Here is a 24,982-nt window from a genome sequence, read left to right as displayed (position 1 = left end):
CCCTATGATTGCTGCAGATCATCTCAAGCGCATCGCGGCCTGGGCGCGGGACCTGAACGAGAAGGAGATCGAGGTCGCGCGCGCGGGCATCGTCGAGAAGTCGTTCAAGGCGAATGAATTCGTCTGCATGCGCGGTGACCAGTTCGAATACTGGACCGGCGTGGTGAGCGGTCTGGCGAAGATCGGCACCATCTCGCGCAGCGGCAAGGAGGTCAGTATCACCGGCCTGACGGCCGGTGCGTGGTTCGGCGAGGGCAGCGTGCTGAAGAACGAGCCGCGCCGCTACGACATTGTCCCGCTACGCGACTCCAAGCTCGCATTCATGGAGCGCCCGGCATTTATGTGGCTGTTCGAGAACAGTGTCGGCTTCAACCGCTTCCTGGTCTCGCTGTTGAACGAACGGCTCGGTCAATTCATCGCACTGACTGAATATGGCCGCAGGCTCGACGCCACAGGGCGCCTCGCGCGCTGCATTGCCTCGCTGTTCAACCCGATCCTCTATCGCGACGCGACCAGGCATCTGGATATCACCCAGGAAGAACTCGGTGCCATCACCGGCATATCACGGCAAAAGGCCAACCAATGCCTGCAGACGTTGGAAAAGGAGGGTCTGCTGCGGCTCGAATATGGCGGCGTAACAGTGGTCGATCTTGAAAAGCTGGGCAGCTACGGCGATTAGGCCGTGGCCAGGAGGCAGCGGTGGCGCGTTTCCTCTCCCCGCAAGCGGGGAGAGGAAAGGAAGAGCGCTCAGACTTCCAGCCATTCCCTGCGCACGGCGTCATTGGCCTTGAGTTCGGCCGGTGTTCCCTCGAACACGATGCGGCCGTGGCCCATCACATAGACCCGGTGCGAGATGCGCAGCGCGATCGAGAGCTTTTGCTCGACCAGCAGGATCGCCACGCCGCGGCGCGCGATCTCGGCGATGAGGTCGCCGACCTGCTGCACGATGATGGGCGCGAGGCCTTCGGTGGGCTCGTCGATCATCACGAGTTCAGGATCGCCCATCAGCGTCCGGCAGATCGTCAGCATCTGCTTCTCGCCGCCGGAGAGCACGCCGGCCGCAGTGTCGGCGCGCGCGGCGAGGTTCGGAAACATGCCAAGCATGTCGTCGAGCTTCCACTTGCCGGGATGACGCGGATCCTTGATCCCCAGCATCAGGTTCTGCCGTACCGTGAGGCCCGGAAAGATGTCGCGATGCTCCGGCACGTAGCCGAGGCCGAGATGCGCGATCCTGAAGCTCGGCAGGCCGGCGATATTGGCGCCCTTGAAGGTGATCGTGCCGTGCGGCGGCACTTCACCCATGATGGCCTTCACGGTGGTGGAGCGCCCGACGCCGTTGCGGCCGAGCAGCGAGACTACTTCGCCGGCATCGATATGCAGATCGACGCCCTGCAGGATGTGGCTCTTGCCGTAATAGGCGTGCAGGTCCTGAACTTGGAGCATCACGCCACTTCCTCGCCGAGATAGGCTTCCTTGACCTTGGGATTGCCGCGGATTTCCTCCGGCGTCCCCGACGCGATGATCTGGCCGTAGACCAGAACCGAGATGCGGTCGGCGAGGCCGAACACCACGCTCATGTCGTGCTCGACGATCAGCAGCGTGCGGCCCTCGGTCAGCCGCCGGATCAGCGCCACGGCACGCTCGGTCTCGGCGTGACTCATGCCGGCCGTGGGCTCGTCCAGCAGGATGACATCGGCGCCGCCGGCAATGGTGATGCCGATTTCAAGCGCGCGCTGTTCGGCATAGGTCAGAAGACCCGCGGGCACGTCGCGGCGCGATACGAGGTTGATATCCTGCAGGATCTGCGCGGTGCGGTCGCGCACCTCGGGCAGGTTGTCGACATTCTTCCAGAACGCGTAACGATGGCCGGTCGCCCACAGCACGGCGCAGCGCAGGTTCTCCCACACGCTCATCTTGGCAAAGACGTTGGTGACCTGAAAACTGCGCGACAGCCCGCGGCGGTTGATCTGGAACGGCGGCAGGCCGGAGATCACCTGATCGCGCAGCAGGATGCTGCCGACTGATGGCTTCATATAGCCTGATATCAGATTGAACAGGGTGGACTTGCCGGCGCCATTGGGGCCGATCAGCGCGTGGCGTTCGCCTTGGGCGACCGTCAGGTTGACGTTGCGGATCACGGAGGTGATGCCGAAGGTTTTCTCGACGCCGCGCAGCTCGATGGCGGTGCTCATGCGGCCACTCCCTTCTCGCGTGCGGCGGTGAGGGCGTCGTCCCAGCTTGCCGCGACGCGGGCCCAGGTCTTGCGCGCGACGATAAAGCCGCCGATCAGCAGCACGGCGGCAACGGCCCAGATTGCCGGGTTCGCTGCATCGAATGGAATCCCGAAGGCTTTGATGTGTGAATCCTCGCCGGGATTGACGGTGAAGTGGACAGTGGTCTCGATCGCCAGCATGAGGCCGGTGATCATCGCCAGCGTCGGTATGAAGGCGACGAGATAGCTCGGTAGCACACGGCTGAGCGTGCCGCCTTTCAGCAATGGACGATGCATCATCAGAAGGCCGGTGATGCCGCCGGGCGCGAACATCACCACGGCGATGAAGATCAGGCCGAAATAGAGCTGCCAGACCTGCGTGAGATCGGAGAGGCCGAGCGACAGCAGCGTGACGAAGATCGCGCCGACGATCGGGCCGATGAAGAAGCCGACGCCGCCGATATAGGTGGCGAACAGCACGGTGCCGGACTGCACAGCGCCGAGATAGGCCGAATTGGCGATCTCGAAATTGATCGCGGCCAGCGCGCCCGCTACGCCGGCAAACAGGCCGGAGAAGCAGAAGGCGATATAACGGATGATGTGCGGATCGTAGCCGACGAACTGCACACGTTCGGGATTGTCGCGCACGGCGTTGCACATGCGCCCCAGCGGCGTGCGGGTGAGGGCATACATCGCGATGACGGCGATCAACGTCCAGGCCGCGACCAGATAATAGATCTGGATCTGCGGGCCGAAGCTCCAGTCGAACAGACGAAGCACCTTGGTGCGGTTGGCGGAGACGCCGGCTTCGCCGCCGAAGAAGGTGCGCAGGATCAGCGCCGAGGATGCGACGAGTTCTGCGACGCCAAGCGAGATCATCGCAAAGGCCGTACCGGAGCGCCGCGTCGACACCCAGCCGAGCAGCATGGCGAAGACGAGGCCGGCTGCGCCGCCGACCAGCGGCACCAGCGGCAGCGGGATCGCGAACTTGTTCCTGGCGATGATGTTGATGGCGTGGATCGCCAAAAAGCCGCCGAGGCCGTAGTAGACCGCGTGGCCGAAGGACAGCATGCCGGTCTGACCGAGCAGGATATTGTAGGACAGCGAGAAGATGATCGAAATGCCGATCAGGCTGAAGGTGGTCAGCGATCCGCCCGATGAGAACAGTTTCGGCAGCACCAGCAGCGCCAACGCAGCAGCGATCCAGATGCCGTAGAACTTCAGCCGGTCGGAGGCGGCGGGGCGGGGCGGCGCGATGGTTGCCGGAATTTTGGCGGTGGCGTCGCTCATGTGTCGCGTGTTCCCAGCAGGCCCATCGGGCGGAAGATCAGGATCAGCACCAGCAGCAGATAGGGCATGATCGGTGCGATCTGGGCGACGGTGACGTTCCAGATGTCGGACAGCCAGGTGGCGGCATAGTCGGGGCTGAGCGGGCCGAAGGCGCCGGCCAGCGAGCCGTTCATCGACACAGCAAAAGTCTGCACGAGGCCGATCAGCAATGATGCGATGAAGGCACCAGGCAGCGAGCCGAGGCCACCAACGACCACGACGACGAACAGGATCGGGCCCAGCAAACCGGCCATGTTGGATTGCGTCACCAGCGCCGGGCCTGCGATCACGCCGGCGACGGCGGCGAGCGCGGTGCCGACGCCGAACACCAGCATGAAGATGCGTCCGACATTGTGTCCGAGATGGCCGACCATGTGCGGATGGGTCAGCGCCGCCTGTACGATCAGGCCGATGCGCGTGCGCTTCAACACCACGAGCAATCCGATAAAGATTACGATGGAGACGACCAGCATGAAGATCTTGAAGGCCGGGTAGTTGGTGGAGAACAGCGTGAAGGCCGGGAAGTCGAGCAGCGGCGGTACGCGGAAATCGACCGGGCTCTTGCCCCAGATAATCTGCACGATCTCCTCGATGGCGAAAGCAAGCCCGAAGGTGAACAGCAGCTCGGCGACGTGGCCGTTCTTGTGAACGTGACGCAGGCCGTAGCGTTCGACTGCGGCGCCGAGCGCACCGGCGAGCAGTGGTGCAAGGATCAGCGCCGGCCAGAAGCCGAACCAGCGGCTGATCTGGAAGCCGAAAAATGCGCCGAGCATGTAGAAACTGGCATGGGCGAAGTTCAGCACGCCGAGCATGCTGAAGATCACCGTCAGGCCAGAGGCCATCAGGAACAGCAGCATGCCGTAGAGGACGCCGTTGAGCGTGGAAATGACGATCAGTTCAAGCACGAAGTATCTGCCTCTCGGGTGAGGAGTGTGCCGGAGTGCGGCGGCGTCTTAACCTCTCCCCGCTTGCGGGGAGAGGTCGGATTGCGCAGCAATCCGGGTGAGGGGGAGGCAGTGAGTGAAACTGAGAGTCCCCCTCATCCGTCCCGAACTTGCTCTGCAAGTTCGGTCCACCTTCTCCCCGCAGGCGGGGAGAAGGCAGGGCTTACGGCCGTTCCATCTTGCAGGTCGTCGGCAGCACCGTCTGCGGCGTGTCGATCTTGGCGGCCAGCTTCCAGCCCCAGCCGGTCTTTTCCTCGTCGAACGGCTCCTTGTCGGTGCGTTCGCCGAACGAGGCGATATACATCGGCTGGAAGAACTGGTGGTCGTCCTTGCGCATATTGCCCTTGCCGCCGTCGAACACCTCGAACTCCATGCCTTCGAGGGCAGCAGCCACCTTCACCGGATCGAGCGACTTGGCTTTCTCGGCGGCCGCGGCGAACATGCGCATCTCGTTCACGGCGCGCGGATAGAACAGGCTGAAGTCATACTTCGCGCGCAGCGCCTTTTCGAACACGTCGGCCGAGGCATGGCCGAGATTCGGGATGCCTTCAGCAATCTGGAACACCTGATGATTCAGGCCGGCCTGCTTGATGGCGGTCGGGCCACCGGTGCCGCCGGCGTAATAGGTGAACCAGCTCACCTTGAGGCCCGCGTCAGCAGCAGCCTTCAGCAAGAGGGCAAAATCCTGACCCCAGTTGCCGGTGATGACGCTGTCGGCACCAGATGCCTTGATCTTCGCGATGTAGGGCGCAAAGTCGGTGATCTTCAGCAGCGGATGCAGTTCGTCGCCGACGATCTTCACGTCGGGCCGCTTGGCGCCGAGCATGGCGCGCGCCTGGCTGCGCACCGACTGGCCGAACGAGTAGTCCTGATTGATCAGGTAGACGTTCTTCACCGCAGGCACGGTCTTGATGTAGTTGGTGAGCGCTTCCATCTTGATGTCTGAATTGGCATCCCAGCGGAAATGCCAGAAGCTGCATTTCTCGTTGGTCAACACCGGATCGACGGCCGCATAGTTGAAGTACAGGACTTCCTTGCCGGGATTGCGGTCATTGAACTTGGTGACGAAATCCGACAGCGCACCGGCGACCGACGAGCCGTTGCCCTGGGTGATGTAGCGAATGCCGCCATCGATCGCCTTCTGTGCCTGGATCAGGCTCTCTTGCGGATTGGTCTTGTTGTCGAGGGGGACGATCTCGACCTTCTTGCCGAGAATGCCGCCCTTGGCGTTCAGCTCGTCGGCGAGAAACTGGAAGGTCTTGAGGCCGACTTCGCCGACGCTGGCGCCGCCGCCGGACAGTGGATCGATATAACCGATCTTCACGGTCTCCTGCGCCATCGCCGTGCCGCCGAGCATCGGCAGCGCAATAGACGCAATGAGGGCTAGTTTGCGCATGGTGTTTCTCCCTGGAAGCATTTGTGCTGGCCGTTGTCGCGACGCCGAATCTTTTGATCCATCCGTCGCTGGCCTTATGCCGGGAGTGTGAGCCAAGGCGGTAGAAGCTGCAAGCCTCACTTGCTGCCTCACTTGGTCGTAGGCGCAACCTTCGCTTTCTTGGATATTGCAGCGTCGCCAATGATTTCCGCGGCGCGCAATTGGTCGATTTCGATGGCACTGAGGCCCAGGAGATCGCGCAGGACTTCCTCATTGTGCTGGCCGAGCGTCGGCGCCAGCCGGGTGATCGGGTAGGGCAGTTTTGCACTGCCTTCGCGATAGGCAACGGAGGGCAGTAGATGCGGGCCCATAAATACCTTGGTCACAGGCTGCCAATGTCCGACTGCGAGCAGGTGCGGATCCCCGGCCAGATCGAGCGGCAGTCGCGCGGTACCCGCGGGCACGCCGGCGTCCTGCAGCGTCACCATGGCCAGATCCGGCCGCACCGTCGTCGTCCAGTGCCGGACCGCGACCTCGATACGGTCCTCCTCGGCGCGGCGGCCCTCGGCTGTGGCAAGTGCGGCGTCATCGGCCAGGTCGTTGCGATGCATGACCTTGCACAGCGCTTGCCATTCCTCGTCGCTGCGCACGGCAATGGTGATCCACTGATCTTCGCCGAGACACGGGAAGCAACCATTCGGCACGAAGCGCGGATGCCGGTTGCCAATGCGCGGGCCGGATTTGCCGGTGGCTGATTGCTCGATGACAGAGGGTGCGACAAGAGGCAGCAGGGCTTCCGTCGCACTGAGATCGATGTGCTGGCCGAGGCCGGTATTCTTCTGATGCATGAAGCCGAGCATCAATGCCGCCGCAGCACTGACGCCGCCGAAGGGATCGCCGAGCGCGGCATGCAGCATGGTCGGCGGATCGCCTTCGCGGCCGGTGACGGAGGGCAGGCCTGAGGCCTGTTCTAGCGTCGAGCCATAGGCGCGCACGCCGCTCCATGGACCGGTCATGCCGAAGGCGGGCATCGTCACCACGACGAGACGCGGATTGATCTTGTGCATGGCTGCTGCATCAAGGCCCATGCGCGGCAGCACGTCGGCGGCATAGTTGTCGATCACCGCATCGGCGCCGGCGAGCAGTTGTTTCAGCAGCTCCTTGCCGCGCGAATTGGTGAGATCCAGCGTGATGCCGCGTTTGTTGCGGTTCATCTGCTGAAACCAGTAGATCTTCTCGTAGGTGCGTTCCGGAAAATACGGGCCGCGCGGATCGGTGCCGCGAAACCAGTCCGGATATTGGCAGGACTCGACCTTGATGACGTCGGCGCCGAGATCGCCCATCTGCCGTGTTGCCGATGGCCCGGCCCATCCCATGGTGAGATCGATAATGCGCAGCCCCTTCAGCGGCTGCGGATCATCAGGTGTTGCCTGCCGCGTCGCTACGCGCTGATGCGTGGGCAGGGCGTCGATCGTGTCATCGCCGGCAAATGGCGCGCGGCCATTGGGCTTCGGCCGCGAGCCGGTGAGTGTCTGCGGCAGCACCGGCGCATCGAATGATGCCGTTCCAATCTCGACTTTCGCGAAGGCGCCGCGATCGCGATAGTATTGCTGCTTCAGCAGCGTCTCCATGTCGGGCACGACAGCGAGCGGAAGACGCAGCTTGATGCCCATCTCGAACCATTCGTTGGCGCTCTTGTGCATCAGGATGGGCTGGAAGATATCGAACAGCGCTTTGGAATTGTTGGTGCGCGCGAGACCGTCGTTGAACTGCGGCTCTGTCTCCAGTTCGGGAAGGCCGAGCATCACGCAGAATGCGGCCCATTGCGCCGGTGTCACGACGGTGATGCCGAGCCAGCCGTCTTTGGTTGGAAAATTGCCGACGGGATAGCCGCGGCCGAACCGGTTGATGGCCATGCGTGGCCGCGTGAAGCCGACCTCCAGCGCGAGTCCTGTGTCGAACTCGCTGATCTGCAGCATCGACTCATGTGCGCTGACGGCAAAGCGTCGTGCGCCGGTGTTGCGATCATACATGCCGGCCAGCGTCGGGATGAACGCAGTGAGGCCGGCCATGACGGCGATCTGGCCGTCGCGCGGCAGCACCGGCGGGCCTTCCTGCGCACCGACCAGCTTCACGCTGCCCGCGAGACTGCGACAGACGGAGTCCGTCGTCTGATAATTGCTGTAGAGGCCGTGTTCGCCGAACCACGAGATCGCGGTGATCGCGAGGCCGGGTTGCTCGTTGCGCAGATCATCATGCGTCAGGAGTGAGTTCGGAATCTCCGAAGGCGCGCGCGCGTCGATCAGCAGGTCGCATGTCGCAAGCAATGCACGAACACGCGCGACATCGTCGGACTTGTTGAGATCGGCGATGACACTGCGCTTGTTGGTATTCAGCCAGGCGAAATATCCGCTCTCGCGGCGGCCATTGCCGGCATCGACGAGCGGCGGGTATTGCCGCGCATGATCGCCGCCCGGCGGTTCGATCTTGATGACCTCGGCGCCGAAATCGGAAAACAGTTTGCCGCAGTAATCCAGCGTATCGCCGGATCCGATTTCCGCGACACGCAAATCCGATAGTGGCAAGTTTGGCATTTCCGCCCGATCATTTTTTTATGTGTCGGGGCATCATGTCGAGATGTGTGCGGGCGTCAAGTCATTCGGCGCGCGCTGCAGCCTTGTCGAGCGCGATCGACATCGCCGAGATCAGCGGCTTCATGAAGAACGCATCATTGGCTGGATAGATGTCGGCCTCGAGGCCGTACGATTTCAATTCATCAGACACGACGGGACCAACCGATGCGATCGGTGTCTTTGCAAGTGCACTGCGCAATTGATCCTCGCGGCCATGCGCCTTCGCAGCATCGACGAGACGGCGCACCTGACCCGAACTCGTCAGCGCGATGGCATCGACGCGGCCGGCTTCCATTTCGTCGATGGCCGAGAGGATGTTCGTTTCAGCGGCCTTGGAGTCGTAGACGTAAGGCAGCACCGTATCGACCTCGGCGCCGCAGGCGGTGATCGCTGATATCAGAACGGTGTGGTCCTTCTCGGGATAGAGCTGCAGGCCGAGGCGATGGCCTTTGAGATCGAGCCGCGACAGCATTTCGGCGACGCCTTCGGAGGTCGGCTTCTCGGTGGTGATGTCAGCCTCGAGGCCGATCTCGCGCAAGGCGCGACCGGGCTTCGGTCCGCGTGCGAATTTGCGGGATTTGCCGACCGCGGCGACGAACTCTTTTTCGATGCCGCGTTGACGCACGATTTTCATCATCCGGCGAAGCCCTTCGCCGGTCATTAAAACGAGGTCGTCGAACGGGTTAGCAATGAACCGGCCGATCCAGGCCTCGACCGGAGCGGAATCCGGCGCGTCCTCGATGGTGAACATCGGACATTGCAGCACATTGGCGCCCTGTTCGGTCAGCAGGCGGGAGAATTGCGCTTCCTCGCGGGTCTCCAGGATCAGGATGCGGTAACCGTTGAGCTTGTCAGCCATCTCTGTTTTCTGCCTGTTTTCGCACGTTAATTCGCTGGCAATGACGTCCATATTGCAGCGCGCAATTGGATTGGCGCAAGGCCGCCGCGGATGATAGAGCAGGGCCTCAATTTCCAGTTCACTTGAAGCAGATCAGCCCGTCCCATGTCCCATCAATATGTTCTGACCCTGTCCTGTCCAGATCGCCCCGGCATCGTGTCCGCTGTATCGACCTTCCTGGCCCAAAATGGCCAGAATATTCTCGATGCCCAGCAGTTCAACGATGTCGAGACCGGCCACTTCTTCATGCGCGTCGTGTTCAACGCCGCGGATGTGAATGTCGAGCTGGCGGCGCTGAAGACCGGCTTCGGGGCCATCGCCGAGCGCTTCAAGATGGACTGGCAGATGCGGGACCGGGCGACCCGTCGCCGCGTCATGCTGCTGGTGTCGAAGTCCGATCACTGCCTCGTCGATATCCTGTATCGCTGGCGCACCGGCGATCTCGACATGATCCCGACCGCGATCGTCTCGAATCATCCGCGCGAAGCCTTCAAGGATCTCGATTTCGGCGACATCCCATTCCACCACATGCCGATCACCAAGGAGACCAAGCGCGAGCAGGAGCAGGCGATCTGGGATCTGGTCGGCACGACCGAGACCGAGCTGGTGGTGCTGGCGCGTTACATGCAGATCCTGTCCGACGAGATGTCGGCGAAACTGTCCGGCAAGTGCATCAACATCCATCATTCGTTCCTGCCGGGCTTCAAGGGCGCACGGCCCTATCACCAGGCCCATGCCCGCGGCGTCAAGCTGATCGGCGCCACCGCGCATTACGTGACCAGCGATCTCGACGAAGGTCCGATCATCGACCAGGACGTCGAGCGCATCAGCCATCGCGACACGCCGGAAGAACTCGTGGCCAAGGGGCGCGACATCGAACGCCGCGTGCTGGCGCGCGCCATGCGCTATCACCTTGAGGATCGCGTGATCCTCAACGGCATGAAGACCGTTGTTTTCATGAACTGAGCGACGCCGTCGCGGCGCCGCACGATAGCGCGATCAGCGAACGGCTTCTGCAGAGGGCGATGTGGCGGGGTCCGGCCCGGTCATGGCGCCGGATTGCTGCTGCTCGTGCCGCTTCGCATAGGCCTCGTATTCGGGAGAGCCAGGACGCGGAGGCGCGTCTGCTGGCAGGCCGCCAGCCCATGCCGGGATCAGGTCGGCCATGCCGCCGGCCATGAATGAACTGATCGAGCCACAACCGCCAAGGCTGCAGGACAACAGCACAAGACAAACAAAAGCGGGGACGCGGCGGGATACTGGCATTGTGGCAACGTTGTTTGAGGCGGTCTGCGGAATATAGCAGATCTGCGACGGGTTTTGCCGACAATTGAAGGCAAATCAATGGTCAAATATTACCGAGCGTGGCTGGGCGATCTCAGTGCGCCGGCAATCCGGCCGCGATCAGCGCCTGTTCGATCCGGCCGCGCGCTTCCATATATGCGGCGCTGACATTCTTGGTCGGGATCCCGATGTTGCTCACTGTCGAACCGGGCCGCAGCTTCAAGCCTTGCGTCAAAGCCGCCTGTGCTTCGTCCGTGCGGCCCAACCGCTGGTAGGCCGCGGCCAGCAGCACAAGCGGACGCCCGGAGGCCGGCGTGATGGCGATGGACCGTTGCAGCCAGGGCAATGCTTCTTCGTCGCGGCCCATCATCAGGTAGCTCACTCCCGCGCCAAGCAGCCAGGTCCAGCGCGACACCGGCGGCGTATCAAACCGGTTGGCTTGCTTGAACGTTGCCAGCGCGTCCTCGAACCGGCCAAGCGGAAGTTGCCCGAGGCCTATGTGGTACAACGCCATTCCGTTCCAGGGATCGAACGCCAATGTTCTGGCGCAAACCACCAGGCTTTCGACAAATTCATTGGTCGCGTTGAGAAAGCGGCAATAGGCTTCGAGCACCGGAATAGAACTGGGTCTGGTCCGCACCGCGCGCTCCAGCATGGCCTTGGCATTTTTCTCCGCTGCGGCGGCGTCGTCCGGGCCGTACCAGACCATCTGGATGCCGCGCATTTGCAGCGCCGCGAGCGCGACTTGCAGGTCGGCATTGTTGGGCTCTTCGGCGAGCGCTTTTTCCAGCATCGCCTGCGCCGTGGCGAAACGCTCGCGTGTGGTCTGGTTGATTGAGGCGATGGCCTGCTCGATCGCAACCCTGGCATTGCCGGGCGAACGGCCGACGGTTGCAGCGGTTCGTGCACCCGGCTCAAGAAGCGCGTTGATGCGAAGCGCGAGCGGATGTCCAAGTCCCGCCGCCAGCCGGGACCGTTGCATCCCGAGGTCTGGCTCTTCCAGGTCTGAATCCTTGAAGCTGACGGCCACCGGCACAGTCCACACCACTTCGCCGGTCGCCGTCCTAGTCATGCGCGCACGCAGCTCCCACGACCGCTCGCCTTTCGCCAGTTCGCCATTCACGACGAAGTCCGGTTGTGTCGCAAGTGGCGATGCCGGCTGCGGCGCGGTTTGCGTCATCACGCGAATATTGTCGATCTTCGCCAGGCCATCGACGAGACGCGTGGTCACGTTCGCTGCCGTCTCGGCGACCTGACTGTCGCTGCCCACACCGGCGATCGGCATCACGGCGATGGTCGGCGGCGCTCGCCCGAAGATGACATCCGGACCGAAGATCGGGGCGGCAACGGCCAGTCCAACGATCGCGCCGAGCCCCGCCATTGCGGCGAGCGCCGCGGGTCCGCGCAAGCCGAACAACCGCCGCCGTTCGATGGGTTCAGCGGCGGCCACGGCGCGGGCAGGCTCCCCGCTCAAGGCGGCCAGCGGCAACGCGGCTGGCGTCTCCACGGCGGCCGGTTCGGCCAACATCTCGACATCGAACATATAGCCGCGGCCGGACACGAGCTTGATCACCTGCCGCTGATCGTCGCCCAGCGCGGTACGAAGCTCCCGGATGCACTGAAACAGGCTGTCTTCGCCGACATGGACGTTCGGCCAGACCGCCTCCATCAGCTCCTGTTTGCTGATGATGCGGCCGGCGTTGGCTGCGAACAGCGCCAGCATATCGAAGGTTTTCGGCCGAAGCTTGATGGCTTTGCCGTCTGGCCCGCGCAGCTCGGCGCGCAGCCGATCAAATTCAAAGCCAGCAAAACGGTACACCGTGCCTCCGCGGTTTCCCGAAACCGTCCGGGGCCAGCAATTACCAGAAAACGCGCCGTGCGGGCGTCTGATCGCAAGATATCAGAAAAACTTCAGAAAATACGCGCGCTGCTTCAGGACGCCCGCGCGCCACCCGTGCGACGTTGATTCTGCCGTCTCGGGCCTTCGGTTGCCGAAATGCCCGAGCGACGGCGAACTGGAATGGGGTGGCGGGTGGCGCTAGGGCTTTTCAACCAGAGACTCGCCAACCAGAGACTTGGGCCGGCGCGCCGGCTGCGGGCCATTTTGCTGGCGTCGTCGGCACTGGGCCTGGCGCCCGTTTTGGCGGCGCTGCCGGCGGCGGCGCAGGATTCGACCTGGCTGCTCAATCCCGGCTCTAACAACTACAACCTGGCTGGTAACTGGAGCGCGGGGGTGCCGACCGGCACCGCGACATTCGGAGTCACGAACGCCGCCTCTGTGGTTATCACTGCCGATATTGTGTTCGACAGCTGGATTTTTTCCGCCGGGGCGCCGGCCTACACGTTCTCAAGCGACAATCTCAGAACGCTTGAGTTCAGCGGCGGCGGCATTTCCGTCCTTGGCGGCAGCGTCAATTTTATCAATGGCGGACTGCTGAATTTCAACAATGCCAGCACCGCTGGCAGCGCCACGCTGACGAACCCGGGTATTTTGTCTTTTAATCAAACCAGCACGGCCGGCAGCGCCAATATCGTCAACACCTACGTTTTGGGGTTTTATAATAACAGCACGGCCGCAAACGCTACCATCAACAGCAGCAATTCGATGTCGTTCAACGGAACGACGACAGCGGGCAATGCGAGGATCACGAATACCGGCAATCTCGCTTTCAACGCGAGCAGCACAGCCGGCAGCGCGACCATTACCAGTACCAATGACCTGTTTTTCAGTAATAGTGCGACGGCTGGCGGCGCCACGATCACCAATTCAAACTTGCTGCGTTTTCTTGACACAAGCAGCGCCGGAAACGCGTCCATTCTCAATGTCAACTTGATGTATTTCTACAACGCCTCCACGGCCGGCAGTGCGGCGATAACCAACGGCGGTTTGCTAAACTTTATAAGTACGAGTACGGGTGGCACCGCTGCGATTACCAATGGCGCGGCAGGCGTCACGGATTTCAGCGCTCATGTCGGCGCGCTTGGCGTCGGTTCGATTGCCGGCGGCGGCTCGTTCACCCTCGGCGCCAACCAACTGACCGTCGGCGGCAATGATCTGTCGACCAATGTCACCGGAATCATTGCTGATGGTGGCCATGGCGCCGGCGGCATCGGCGGGTCGCTTGTCAAAGCCGGCACCGGCACGCTGACATTGTCCGGCGCCAACACCTATACCGGTGCGACCACGGTCAATGGCGGCGCGCTGATCGTCAATGGCTCGATTGCCTCGTCATTGATGCTCACCGTCAACAATGGCGCCATGCTCGGTGGCACCGGCACGCTCGGCAACACGACGATTGCATCGGGCGGCACACTGGCGCCGGGCAACTCGATCGGCACCATCACCGTCAATGGCAACCTGACCTTCGGCGCCGGGTCGAACTACAATGTCGAGGTCTCGCCGTATTCATCCGACCGCACCAATGTCACCGGCAGCGCTACGCTGAACGGCGGCACTGTCAATGCCAGCTTCGCGGCGGGCTCTTACGTTGTCAGGCAATACGCCATCCTCAACGCTACCGGCGGTCTTGGTGGCACCACCTTCAACGCGCTCGTTAACAGCAATCTGCCGTCAGGCTTCAGGACCAGCCTGAGCTACGACGCCAACAATGCCTATCTGGATCTGGCGCTTGCCTTCATCGCGCCGCCGAACACGGGCCTCAGCGGCAATCAGTCCGGCGTCGGTAGCGCGCTGGTCAATTACTTCAACCGCAATGGCGGCATTCCGCTGGTCTATGGCGGACTGACCGCCACCGGGCTGACGCAGGCCTCCGGCGAGACTGCAACGGGATCGCAGCAGATCGCCATGGGGGCGACGACGCAGTTCATGGGATCGATGACCGACGTCTTTGCAGCAGGTCGCGGCGGCACGGCGCCGGGCGCGATGGGATTCGCCGACACCAACGCTGACACATCGACAGCGAAGAGCCGTGCGGCGCGCGATGCCTATGCGATGTTCACGAAAGCACCACTGGCGCAAGCCTATGATCCGCGCTGGAGCGTGTGGGCGTCGGGCTTCGGCGGTACGCAGACCACCGATGGCAATGCGGCCGCCGGTTCGAATACATCGAGCAGCCGCATCGGCGGCGTCGCCGTCGGCGCCGACTATCTGATCTCGCCCAACACCGTCGCCGGTTTTGCGATGGCCGGCGGCGGCACCAGCTTCAGCGTGACAGGCGGCGGCTCCGGTCGCTCCGACCTGTTCCAGATCGGCGGCTTCGTGCGCCACGCGATCGGCTCGACCTATCTGTCCGGCGCACTGGCCTATGGCTGGCAGGACGTCACCACCAACCGCGCTGTGATGACGGATCAGTTGCAGGCGCGTTTCAGCCCCAATACGTTTTCGGGACGTTTTGAAGTCGGCAATCGCACCGTCACGTCATGGCAGGGCGGCCTCGGTCTCACGCCTTACGCCGCCGTCCAGTTCACCGCCGTCATGTTGCCGGCCTATGCGGAAACCGCTGTCGCCGGCAGCAACGCCTTCGCGCTCAGCTACACATCCAAGACCGTGAACGACACCCGCAGCGAACTTGGCCTGCGCACCGACAAGTCCTTCGCTGTCAACGATGCGATCCTGACGCTGCGCGGCCGCGCGGCTTGGGCGCATGATTTCAACACCGACCGCGCCGCATCGGCGACGTTCATGTCGCTGCCCGGCGCGAGCTTCGTCGTCAACGGCGCAGCGGCGGCGCATGACGCCGCGCTGACCACGGCCTCGGCCGAGATGAGCTTCACCAGCGGCCTCTCGGTGGCGGCGACATTCGAGGGTGAGTTCTCGGATGTCACGCGCAGCTACGCCGGAAAGGGCGTTGCGCGCTACACATGGTGATCGCGCCTGTCTGATGGGTGACGTCGGCTTGGTCGTCGTGCAAGGACGCGCCAACGGGCTGTGACTTTCCGGCGACATTGCCGGGAAATCACCTGCCGAACCGACCATTTTGGGGTGCCGCGCGTCGCTTTGCGCAAAATGCGACGACGGCGCGGTTCCATTGTGGCAGGGTCCGCTCCGATACACGGCTTCGCCGCGCCCTTGAGCGTCGAAATGCAACGGGGTGAGCGGGTGGCGATACGGGTTCTCAACGATCGTTTCGGCGCGGCGCGCCGGTTACGGGCCATTTTGCTGGCCTCGTCGGCGCTGTGCATCGCGCCCTTTTTGGCGGCGCTGCCGGCGGCGGCGCAGGACGCCACCTGGCTGAACACGCCCGGCAGCGGCGACTTCAACACGGCAGCGAACTGGGGTCCGGCCGCGGTGCCGACCGGCACCGCGTTCTTCGGCACGTCCGGCGTCGCCGCGCTGTCATTTTCGGCCTCTACGACCCTCGGCGGCTGGACCTTCAATGCCGGTGCTTCGGCTTACAGCTTCACCGTCGGCAGCAGTCTCTTTTTCACCGGCGCCGGCATCGTCGTCAACGGCGGTTCAGTCGACATTACCAACAACAGCGTAATGACTTTCGCCAACTCCAGCACGGCCGGCAGTGCCACCATCGCCAACAACTTCCAACTGCAATTCATCAACACCAGCACGGCCGGCAACGCGGCCATCACCAATGGCGCGGCGGGCACCACGGATTTCGGCGGATCGACCGGCCCCCTTGGCGACAACAAGCTCAGCGCCGGCTCGATCAACGGCGGCGGCACTTTCAGACTGGGCCAAAACGAGTTGACGGTCGGTGGCAACAACTTCTCCACCAACGTCACCGGCGTCATCGCCGACGGCGGCACCGGCGGCTCGCTGGTGAAGACCGGCGCCGGCGCGATGATCCTGTCCGGGATCAACACCTACACCGGCGGCACGACCTTTGCCGGCGGCACGATTAGCGTCGCGCAGGATGCCAATCTCGGCGGCGCAGCGGGGGCGCTGACCTTCACCGGCGGCACGCTGCAGACGACTGCCGGCTTTTCATCGGCGCGCAACATTGCTTTGGGCACTGGCGGCGGCACCCTGCAGGTCGATACCGGCACCCTCGGACTGTCCGGCAATATCGCGGACAGCGGCGGGACGCCTGGCGCATTGACCAAGAGCGGCGCCGGCACATTGTCGCTCACCGGCAACAGCATTTATACCGGCGCCACCAATATTCTTGCCGGCACGCTGCTCGCGAGCGGCTCGCTCAGCCCGGACAGCGCCTATACGATCGCGGCCGGCGCCACGCTGGCCCTCGACAACCCGTTCCAGTTCATCGGCTCGCTGGCCGGCGCCGGCAGCGTGACCAATGCCAACGCCGCCGATGCGGTTCTGGTCGTCGGCCTCAACAACAGCAGCACGACCTTTGCCGGCGTGATCAGAGATGGCGCGGCGGCGAAGATGTCGCTGTGGATCGACGGCACCGGCGTCACGACACTGACCGGCGCCAACACCTATACCGGCGGCACCGCGATCTGCTTCTGCTCGACGCTGCAGATCGGCAATGGCGGCACCACCGGTTCGATTGTCGGCGATGTCGCCAACGGCGGCACGCTGATCTTCAATCGCTCGAACTTCTACAGCTTCGACGGAGTCATTTCTGACAGCGGCGCCGACCAGGGCAAACTGGTGAAGACCGGTGCGGGCGACACCGTGCTGAGCGGGATCAACACCTACACCGGCACGACGACGGTCGACGTCGGCACGCTCAGCGTCAACGGTTCGATCGCATCGTCGTCGCTGACTACGGTGAATCCAGGCGGCACGCTCGGCGGCAACGGTTTTGTCGGCGACACGCTGATCAATGGCGGCACGCTGGCGCCCGGCAACTCGATCGGCACGCTCAATGTCACTGGCAGCCTGACGATGACGGCGGCATCGACCTATCTGGTGCAGATCTCCGGAGCATCATCCGACAAGACCATCGTCACCGGCACCGCGACGCTGGCCGGCAAACTCGCGGTCGATCCGCTGGCGCGCATCGCCGCGACGACGACCTATACGATCCTGACTGCCGGCGCGATCAGCGGCAGCTTCGACACGACAACCCTGGTCAACAACTTCGCGCGCAATGCGCGGCTGAGCTATGTGGGCAACGACGTGTTGCTGACCGTCGATCCCGGCCTGCTCAGCCCGAACCTGCCGGACAGTGCCAGCCGCAATCAGAAGGCCGTCGCAACCGCCATCGACAATGCGCTGGTGAGCGGCGGCACGATGCCGGGCCAGTTCAACGCGCTGTTTGCGCTCACCGGCGATGCACTGCGCAACGCGCTGACGCAGACCTCGGGGGAAACCGCGACGGGATCGCAGCAGACGACCTTCAACGCCATGACGCAGTTCATGGGCATGATGACCGATCCGTTCAGCGCGGGCAGGGGATTCGATGCGCCCGGTGCGATGGGATATGCGGATACGCGCAAGCCGCGCGATGCCTTCGCGATGTTGACCAAGGCGCCGCCGCGCGCGCCGTCCTTCGAGGCACGCTGGAGCGTCTGGGCGTCGGGCTTCGGCGGGTCGCAGACCACCGACGGCAATGCGGCGACGGGATCGAACACCGCGCGCAGCAGCATCGGCGGCACCGCCGTTGGCGCCGACGTGCTGTTGTCGCCGAACACGGTGGCCGGCTTCTCGCTCGCGGGCGCCGGCACGAATTTCTCCGTGGCCAATGGCGGCAGCGGTCATTCGGACATGTTTCAGATGGGCGCCTTCGTGCGCCACAGCGTGTCGTCTGCCTATATCACCGCCGCGGCCGCCTATGGCTGGCAGGACGTCACCACCGATCGCATCGTGACCGTCGCCGGCCTCGATCGCCTGCATGCGCAATTCACTGCGAACTCCTATTCGGCGCGTGTCGAAGGCGGTAATCGCACTGTGAGTTCATGGCTCGGCGGCGTCGGCGTGACGCCCTATGTCGCCGCGCAGGTGATCACATTCGACCTGCCGTCCTATGCGGAAACCGTCAATGGCGGCGCCAGCACCTTTGCGCTGAACTACGCGGGCAAGACAGTGACATCGACCCGCAGCGAACTCGGCCTGCGCACCGACAAGTCCTTCGCCGTCAACGATGCGATGCTGACGCTGCGTGGCCGCGCGGCGTGGGCGCATGACTTCAACAGCGATCGCAGCGTGGCCGCCACGTTCCAGTCGCTGCCCGGCGCATCGTTCACGGTGTCCGGCGCAGCGCCGGCACGCGATGCGGCGCTGACCACGGCCTCGGCCGAACTGGCATGGAGTAACGGCCTTTCCGTCGCTGCCACATTCGAGGGCGAGTTCTCGGATGTCACGCGCAGCTATGCCGGCAAGGGTGTTGCGCGTTATACGTGGTAACAGGTGCCGAGGGCGCGGTGCGCTGCGCGCATTCGTTCGGCAGAAATCTGAAAATAATCCTTGACGTCATTCCAGTGCGGATTATACTCCCTTGCATCCCGTCCCACTTTGAGGGGCGTTGCCAGGGACGCTTGTTAGCGCGGGGCGGGATGTGGCGCCTGCGGCGGGAGGGAGACGTTCCCTCACGCACTCGGGAGGCCTTGGGTCACCGTCCGGCCCCACTACGGGGGTCTGCCACTCATGCTGGCTGGACGTGGCATTGGTGAACGGCGGGAAACCGTCGGGATAAGCGGACTGCGGAGGTCTGCGCCTTTGCCCGGAAGAACGGTCCCGGGGACAGAAATCGCCACGATGGAGCGTCGAAAGGCGTTTCCGCGGCCTCTGCTGTCCGGCGATCCGGACACTACGCTGCGGCACTAACTGAAGTCGCGCCTTTCGGCGCTTCATCTCCCTCATTCTTGAGGGAGGCCACCGGGGCTGCCACGCACGCGCACAGGCGCGGGCAAGGACGGCGCGTGGCCGCACTCAGCCATGTCGTCTCACGCCGTGATCTTGCGCTTCGATGCAGCGGGTTTGCGAACCTGTACCGCGTTGACCGCCGGTGCCTGTGCCAGCAGGCGGCCCAGCATGTCGATCAACTTTTCGACTTCCTTCTCATCGAGGCAATCCAGCAGGACCCGTTCGCGTTGCTGTTGACGGCATCGAGCGCTGCTTCGTCGTCAGCGTTCGAAAATCGGCGATCCAAAGTCATTTCGACGGGGCAGAACTCACGGCGCGCGCGTGGGCGTCACCAACGCGCCGTCGAAAGCGTCGCTGTAAAACACCGTGCTGATGTTGGGACTATAAAGCTCTTCCCGCTTCCCATTCTATAGGCGGGGTGAAGCCAAAATCTACCGATGGGCCGATCCGATCGATGCCGACTGCGCCGTTTGCGATCTTACCGTCGGCATGAATCAACGTCTTCAGAAAGTCGATGATCTCCTAGGTCGAGAGCTTCACGGCATTCAAGTCGGCGTTGGCCTTCGCCGCCGGCGACGGTCGTGTCCAGCTGCCATTCCGGTACGAAACGCAATCGTACTGGCGGGTGTGGTCATTTGTCGACAACGGCCGGCGCCAACGAATGTGCGCGGGTGCCGGTGCCGCAATGGCTATCGGGTCGACCAAGCCGAGGCGCTACTATGAAATCGTGCTTTTGGAAGAGGTGCTTGCTAGAAGTGATGCATGTCGCGCGAGCAGTCAGGGTCGCGCTTCTAGATCCAGCGGCGTGGCCCGAATTAGTTTTATGAAGGCGGTCTCCGCACGACCCCCCATATATCGTGCTCCGGCCACTGAGAAATGTCCGCCGTCAATATAGAGCCACGCGCCGTCTCTAACGACAGGGCATTGCTCATCGCAAAGGTAGTCGACAGGCAACAGTACATCGACTTGCGCGGGCCATTTGGCACGCACTCTCTCAAGCATGGAGTTCAGATCCGCCCCTTTGCGGATCATGTCGTCCCGGTTAACGAGAGGGCACGGATCCTGCGGGGCGTGCCAGAGTGGGCCTGGCATCAGCCTTGTTTTGTCGATGGCGCAATCGTTGGAAACCTGCTCACCAATTAACAGGAAATGTCGACCGGTGTGCCTCAGGAGTTCGATCGTCGCTTCGATGCTGCTTTGTAGTTGAGCCAATGTCCGCTCGGGGCCAGGAGGGATATCGCTTCGGACGAACTCGGAAGTGACCTTCTGGTCGGCGTACAAGCTCCAATATTGACCGAGGATGACATTGGTCGTGGTGGGTCTTAACCGGGAAAAGATCGCATCCTGCATAGCTTTACAATGTTTGCGGCGCTCATCGTCGATAGGAGCAATGCCTACCAAAATTGGGCAACCGCCAACGACTGTTGTTTCACCGCGCATGCGGAGCCGGGCCAAAAGTGGATCAAGTGCCGCGACGTATTGGTGAGCATATGAATCACCAACGATCTCCAAACCAAGAGGTCCCGCGGCGTCACCGAATATGCAGCGGTCCTGCTTGGCGTTGCATGGGGCGAGACCGAATGATTGAAGTTTGCCGAATTCGACCGAGGCTGCGGAAAGCCGTCGTGGCCATCCTTCCATCAGGAACGTCGAATGAGTGATGGCAACCAGCACCATTACTAACGCCATGTAACGCAGCAGCGGCACGCGTTTCGACGTGGTCAAAACTGGATTTGGTTTGCGGAATGGCTGTTCGATGAACCGATACATAAGAAAGGCGACCGCCGCCATCAGCGCGGCAAGAATGCCGGTGATCGCAGGAGTTATCGCGTCGGGCCCAAATATGTACTTCGTGAAAAACAAGATCGGCCAGTGGCAGAGATATAGCGAATAGGAAATAGCGCCGAGCCCTTGCGCTACAGGGTTGTTGAAAATCGTGGCGGTGCGGGTCCTTGACCCTGCCCAAATCACGGCTCCTGCACCAAGGCATGGAAGCAGGGAGCCCGTTCCGGGAAGTGGCGTGGCGGCGTCGAAACAGAATATCGATCCTAGGATCGCTATCATTCCGGCGATGCCGATCGCTTCTGCGAGTATTGCAGAGAGGTGCGCGCGGCGTTCCGCGAGCAGAACTAGCGTTCCAATCGAAAATTCAAATATTCGGAACGGCATCAAATAGAACACCGCCTGGGCGTCGTGCGGCAGATAAAGCAAGCAAGCCAGGAAGGACACGGCGGCGACCAGAAGCACGTACTGGAGAATATGTTTGCTGGCGCGAATGCCGACTAAAAATGCCGGCCAGAGCAAGTAGAACTGCTCCTCAACCGACAACGACCAGCAGTGCAGGAGCGGAAGCTGCTCAGATGTTGCGGCAAAATATTGCCTGGATTCACGCCAGTATTGAATGTTGGCGATCGATAACAGCGCGTGCGTAGATTCCTTCGCCAGTCCTCGGAAGAGCTCTGGTGCTAGCCAGAGCGAACCAGCGACGAAGGAAGCGACAATGGTAAAGATTAGTGCGGGAAGGATGCGTCGAGCGCGCCGCACGTAAAAATCTAAGAATGAAAAGGTTCCCCGCTCCAGGTCAGCTAAGATGCTTTTGGAAATGAGGTAACCCGAGATTACGAAGAAGATGTCGACGCCGACGAAACCTCCGGCGAGTGCGCTGATATTGAGATGACAGAGTATAACAGCCAACACAGCGACGGCCCGCAGGCCGGCAATCTCGGGACGGAACGAGCCGGTCATTCTTTAGCTATGAAGATTATTGTGTGTAAAACGCCGGGCGAAGGCGGAATCGAAGCCAGCCGGCAGCTTGAACTTGAACATTGTGGCCCCTGATTTCTCGACATTTCGGGATATTTCTACACCGACACGTCGAGCCGAGCCACTCATTCAAAAAAACGATGGAAACCACCGCGGCCATCGCTGTCTTGGGTTCAGCCAGCAGAAGGAGTCGTTAGAGGTTCCGCGCCGACGATGAGTCTATTGGCCCATCGACGATCATTGAAATCTAGCGATACAGCGATTTCAGATGAGCCAGAATATCTGCATCGCACCAGTAAATGACGGCGACCGCAAAGCCCCAGAAGGCAAGCGGCTCAAGAAACCGGCGCCAAGTGTTGAAGGCGGACAGAACAATGCAGACGACAGCGATGATCAGTGCTTTGACGATAGATCCGCTAAACATCCAGATCGAGAAGGCAGCCATACTGGCGACAATGGGGGCCTTCATCAGCTTCACGGCGTGTTGCCGGAAAAACGCCATGAGCTCGGCGTCGGTCGGCTCAATATAAGATTCAGTCATAGAATCTCCTCCAGCCAATGCTGGCGAGTCTACGGGGGCACCTTCGCGGCGTAAAGCCCGGTTGAATCTATCGTTCGGTACAATTTTTAAAAAACTAAGCGGTTGCCTTGGGCGACCGGCTGCCATTCCCTAAATGACTCCCATCGTTGCCCTTGGCAGGCGGTCTCATTTGTCCGGTGTCGGATGATCAGACGCGGCGACGGAACGAATATCGCGCGGAGAGTAAAGCCAGAGTTTCGTACACTTCGGGCACTTAAGGCTGAACATCGCTGGCGGCGGATCGGGCACGTCAAGCCGGATGACAAAGAGCAGCCCACGCAATCCAGGGCCGACTGACCATTCGCGGTCATATGGGCAAACTTTCAAGAACATTTTCCTATCACAACTAGAGGACACTCCAATGACGCCAATCGCCGCACTCGTTGCGCCAGGACTCTGGGCGCAACGGGGCCGGTCGTAAAGACCATGCAACTGGCGTTGAAGGGGCGGGGACAATCAGAGTCGCTACATTCTGGATGAGTATTCAACGCCAGATCACGGAAGCCAAGACGGAGGCTTCCGCCGCCGGTCTGCGCGGTCTTCAGGCCAATCTCAAGATCGACGGGTTGCAAACCGATCTATCGGATTTTCGGATCTATGCCGAAAAGGAATTTCGTGAACCACGACGATCTCAAAAGGAACTGGTCGGCCGTCACGAGGCCCAGTTCGACAATCTGCGAGAGGAACTGAAGGGCATCACCACCCGTCTTGATCGGCTTTTGGAGAGCCGCATCCCGCCAAACGCGCACGCGTGATGAGACGGCTCAGCGCCCGCTGGGTCTGGGGCGCCGAGCCTAACCAACAGCCGCTGAGGAAAGCTGCCGGCTTCGTAAAAAATCAGAGCAAACGTAATTCGTTCCTCGGGAAGATCCGCCGGGCCGCCACGCCGAGCTCGTGCGGAATGATCCGAGCCCAGCGTAAGAAATTCACGAGGCTCGGCGGCGTCCAGTTGGGGCAGGAAGACCGCCGAGCCAGGCCAACAGCCTCTGCAAAAGATGCTGACCGGCGGGAAAAGAGACAATAACAAATTTCGTTCCAGCAAAGCCGACGACGAAACGGCCCGACGTCATCGTGTGACGTATGTCACAGAACGCTGGAGGTTTTCCTGTACAATTATCCAGCCGAATTAGCCATCTGCAAGGTCGACTCCCGGTCGGGCGACGTGGCTTTAAAAGTGCAGTCTACGGTGATCTGGCGGGGGGCGTGTATGGGTGTTGGGGAGCCTGAATACTTAATTCGCCGACTGGCTGACGATCGGTTCGCGATCGAAGCCCGTTGGCCGACGGGTAAAACTAAATTAATGGCTGGATCTTTTGCTCGGCAAGCGGACGCAACGCGATTTGCTAGCCGATTGCGCTCCAAGCCAACAGCTTTAGCCCGCGACGAGATTGCGGAGACCGCCTCTGACTCCGGATACACCGTCGACTTCTTGGCCTTCAAACACGATCTCACGCTAGAGGAGGCGAGCCAACTACTTCGCGAGATCGGAAACTCTCGTAAAAAGCTGGATGCAGCAGTCACGGCATTAAAGCAAAACCGTGCTCGGGCTTTGAAGCCATAGACTCATGCCGCGCGGTGCCTAGGAACAGGTTCTCGCGATAGCCAACGCAATCGGCATGGGCGGTATCGCGCGCGTCACCGTCCAGTAGCCCAGGCCCCCGAGAGGCGATCGGGATGCCCCGGTCTTGTTTACGGAGCGATTCTCAGCCGGCGAGAAACTAAGCGACTTGAGACAGAAATCCGGTTCATTGACGTCGCCGGTTGCGGGCTCTCGCAAACTCTTTGCATCTTCGAGATATCGCTCTCAGTCGAGCAGCCGCTGCGATCGCTTCTCGTTGGCTCTTCGTCATGGACGTCTTCGGCCCAGCGCGACTAACCGATCCAGCATCTCGTGGTTATTAGCGCGGTTCGACACGCTCTTGCATCGTTGCTGCCGAGGCCGAGGCCGAAATAATTGCAAGAGTGAGTACGCTAACAATGATGCTCTTCATAAAAAAAACTCTTGGGTAAGCGAAAGTTGGAGTTTGTGTAGTTTAGTTCGGTGAACGCAAGCAATATCTGCCGAGAAAAAACCGCCGGCATTCTCGCGCGGCGTCTACCGGAACTACTCAAAATTGACTGGTACTAAAAATCGGGTCGATCATAGCGTAATTTCCTCATTATTCGTCAGTGTGGGAGAGGGGAGACCACTTTCGCTGGAACGATCTTGGGCTTTGATAGATCGTTGTAGTCGATGACGATCGTTGCTCCGTTCTCTGGATCGCATCTCTGAACG

At 61.7% G+C, this 24,982-nt stretch carries 16 protein-coding genes; 5 read left to right on the top strand and 11 right to left on the bottom strand.

Going from position 1 to position 24,982, the window contains the following annotated elements:
• Positions 1-4: 4 nt before the first annotated feature.
• Complete coding sequence (locus LPB73_RS15810; protein WP_231077460.1) at positions 5-679, top strand: Crp/Fnr family transcriptional regulator; 675 nt, start codon at positions 5-7, stop codon at positions 677-679.
• 68 nt (positions 680-747) lie between these two features.
• On the opposite strand, the gene LPB73_RS15805 is transcribed toward LPB73_RS15810, so the two are convergent.
• From LPB73_RS15805 to LPB73_RS15775, 7 genes are all read right to left on the bottom strand, one after another.
• Positions 748-1,443: an ABC transporter ATP-binding protein gene (locus tag LPB73_RS15805; RefSeq protein ID WP_089268120.1), complete on the bottom strand. Its 696-nt coding sequence runs from the start codon at positions 1,441-1,443 to the stop codon at positions 748-750.
• Entirely contained in the window at positions 1,443-2,192 is a 750-nt protein-coding gene (locus LPB73_RS15800) for an ABC transporter ATP-binding protein (RefSeq protein WP_231077459.1), read from the bottom strand. Before LPB73_RS15800 ends, LPB73_RS15805 begins: the two co-directional genes overlap by 1 nt.
• Positions 2,189-3,502: a branched-chain amino acid ABC transporter permease gene (locus tag LPB73_RS15795; RefSeq protein ID WP_231077458.1), complete on the bottom strand. Its 1,314-nt coding sequence runs from the start codon at positions 3,500-3,502 to the stop codon at positions 2,189-2,191. The genes LPB73_RS15800 and LPB73_RS15795 overlap by 4 nt, the downstream gene beginning before the upstream one ends.
• Positions 3,499-4,446: a branched-chain amino acid ABC transporter permease gene (locus tag LPB73_RS15790; RefSeq protein ID WP_068738207.1), complete on the bottom strand. Its 948-nt coding sequence runs from the start codon at positions 4,444-4,446 to the stop codon at positions 3,499-3,501. The genes LPB73_RS15795 and LPB73_RS15790 overlap by 4 nt, the downstream gene beginning before the upstream one ends.
• A 202-nt stretch (positions 4,447-4,648) precedes the next feature.
• Entirely contained in the window at positions 4,649-5,881 is a 1,233-nt protein-coding gene (locus LPB73_RS15785; RefSeq protein ID WP_089268117.1) for a branched-chain amino acid ABC transporter substrate-binding protein, read from the bottom strand.
• Positions 5,882-6,009: 128 nt separating this feature from the next.
• Positions 6,010-8,454, bottom strand: coding sequence for a CaiB/BaiF CoA-transferase family protein (locus tag LPB73_RS15780; RefSeq protein WP_231077457.1), 2,445 nt, complete (start codon positions 8,452-8,454; stop codon positions 6,010-6,012).
• 61 nt (positions 8,455-8,515) lie between these two features.
• Positions 8,516-9,352, bottom strand: coding sequence for a uroporphyrinogen-III synthase (locus LPB73_RS15775; protein ID WP_231077456.1), 837 nt, complete (start codon positions 9,350-9,352; stop codon positions 8,516-8,518).
• A gap of 144 nt (positions 9,353-9,496) precedes the next feature.
• Between LPB73_RS15775 and purU the strand changes: the two genes are divergently transcribed.
• Positions 9,497-10,357 (top strand): formyltetrahydrofolate deformylase, encoded by an 861-nt coding sequence (purU, locus tag LPB73_RS15770; protein WP_231077455.1) that lies wholly within the window; start codon positions 9,497-9,499, stop codon positions 10,355-10,357.
• A gap of 33 nt (positions 10,358-10,390) precedes the next feature.
• Here the strand turns inward: purU and LPB73_RS15765 are convergent, their stop codons facing one another.
• Positions 10,391-10,570 carry a hypothetical protein gene (locus LPB73_RS15765; RefSeq protein WP_092147566.1) on the bottom strand — a complete coding sequence of 60 codons (180 nt, stop codon included), beginning with the start codon at positions 10,568-10,570 and terminating at the stop codon, positions 10,391-10,393.
• Positions 10,571-10,769: 199 nt separating this feature from the next.
• Positions 10,770-12,494, bottom strand: a complete 1,725-nt coding sequence (locus LPB73_RS15760; protein ID WP_231077454.1) for a winged helix-turn-helix domain-containing protein — start codon at positions 12,492-12,494, stop codon at positions 10,770-10,772.
• A gap of 213 nt (positions 12,495-12,707) precedes the next feature.
• On the opposite strand from LPB73_RS15760, the gene LPB73_RS15755 reads away from it, so the two are divergent.
• Positions 12,708-15,503, top strand: coding sequence for an autotransporter outer membrane beta-barrel domain-containing protein (locus LPB73_RS15755; protein WP_231077453.1), 2,796 nt, complete (start codon positions 12,708-12,710; stop codon positions 15,501-15,503).
• A gap of 231 nt (positions 15,504-15,734) precedes the next feature.
• Entirely contained in the window at positions 15,735-18,905 is a 3,171-nt protein-coding gene (locus tag LPB73_RS15750; RefSeq protein WP_231077452.1) for an autotransporter outer membrane beta-barrel domain-containing protein, read from the top strand.
• A 1,236-nt stretch (positions 18,906-20,141) separates the two neighbouring features.
• On the opposite strand, the gene LPB73_RS15745 is transcribed toward LPB73_RS15750, so the two are convergent.
• Both LPB73_RS15745 and LPB73_RS15740 read right to left on the bottom strand, forming a co-directional pair.
• Positions 20,142-22,109, bottom strand: a complete 1,968-nt coding sequence (locus LPB73_RS15745; RefSeq protein ID WP_231077451.1) for an acyltransferase family protein — start codon at positions 22,107-22,109, stop codon at positions 20,142-20,144.
• A 265-nt stretch (positions 22,110-22,374) separates the two neighbouring features.
• A complete protein-coding gene (locus LPB73_RS15740; protein WP_231077450.1) occupies positions 22,375-22,668 on the bottom strand; it encodes a hypothetical protein in 294 nt (97 codons plus the stop codon).
• A 422-nt stretch (positions 22,669-23,090) separates the two neighbouring features.
• On the opposite strand from LPB73_RS15740, the gene LPB73_RS15735 reads away from it, so the two are divergent.
• Positions 23,091-23,462 carry a hypothetical protein gene (locus tag LPB73_RS15735; RefSeq protein ID WP_231077449.1) on the top strand — a complete coding sequence of 124 codons (372 nt, stop codon included), beginning with the start codon at positions 23,091-23,093 and terminating at the stop codon, positions 23,460-23,462.
• Positions 23,463-24,982: the final 1,520 nt, after the last annotated feature.

Source organism: Tardiphaga sp. 37S4, assembly GCF_021044645.1.
Lineage (GTDB): Bacteria > Pseudomonadota > Alphaproteobacteria > Rhizobiales > Xanthobacteraceae > Tardiphaga > Tardiphaga robiniae.
The sequence above is the reverse complement of the archived record's forward strand: the minus strand, read 5'-3'. Positions and strand labels throughout refer to the sequence as shown.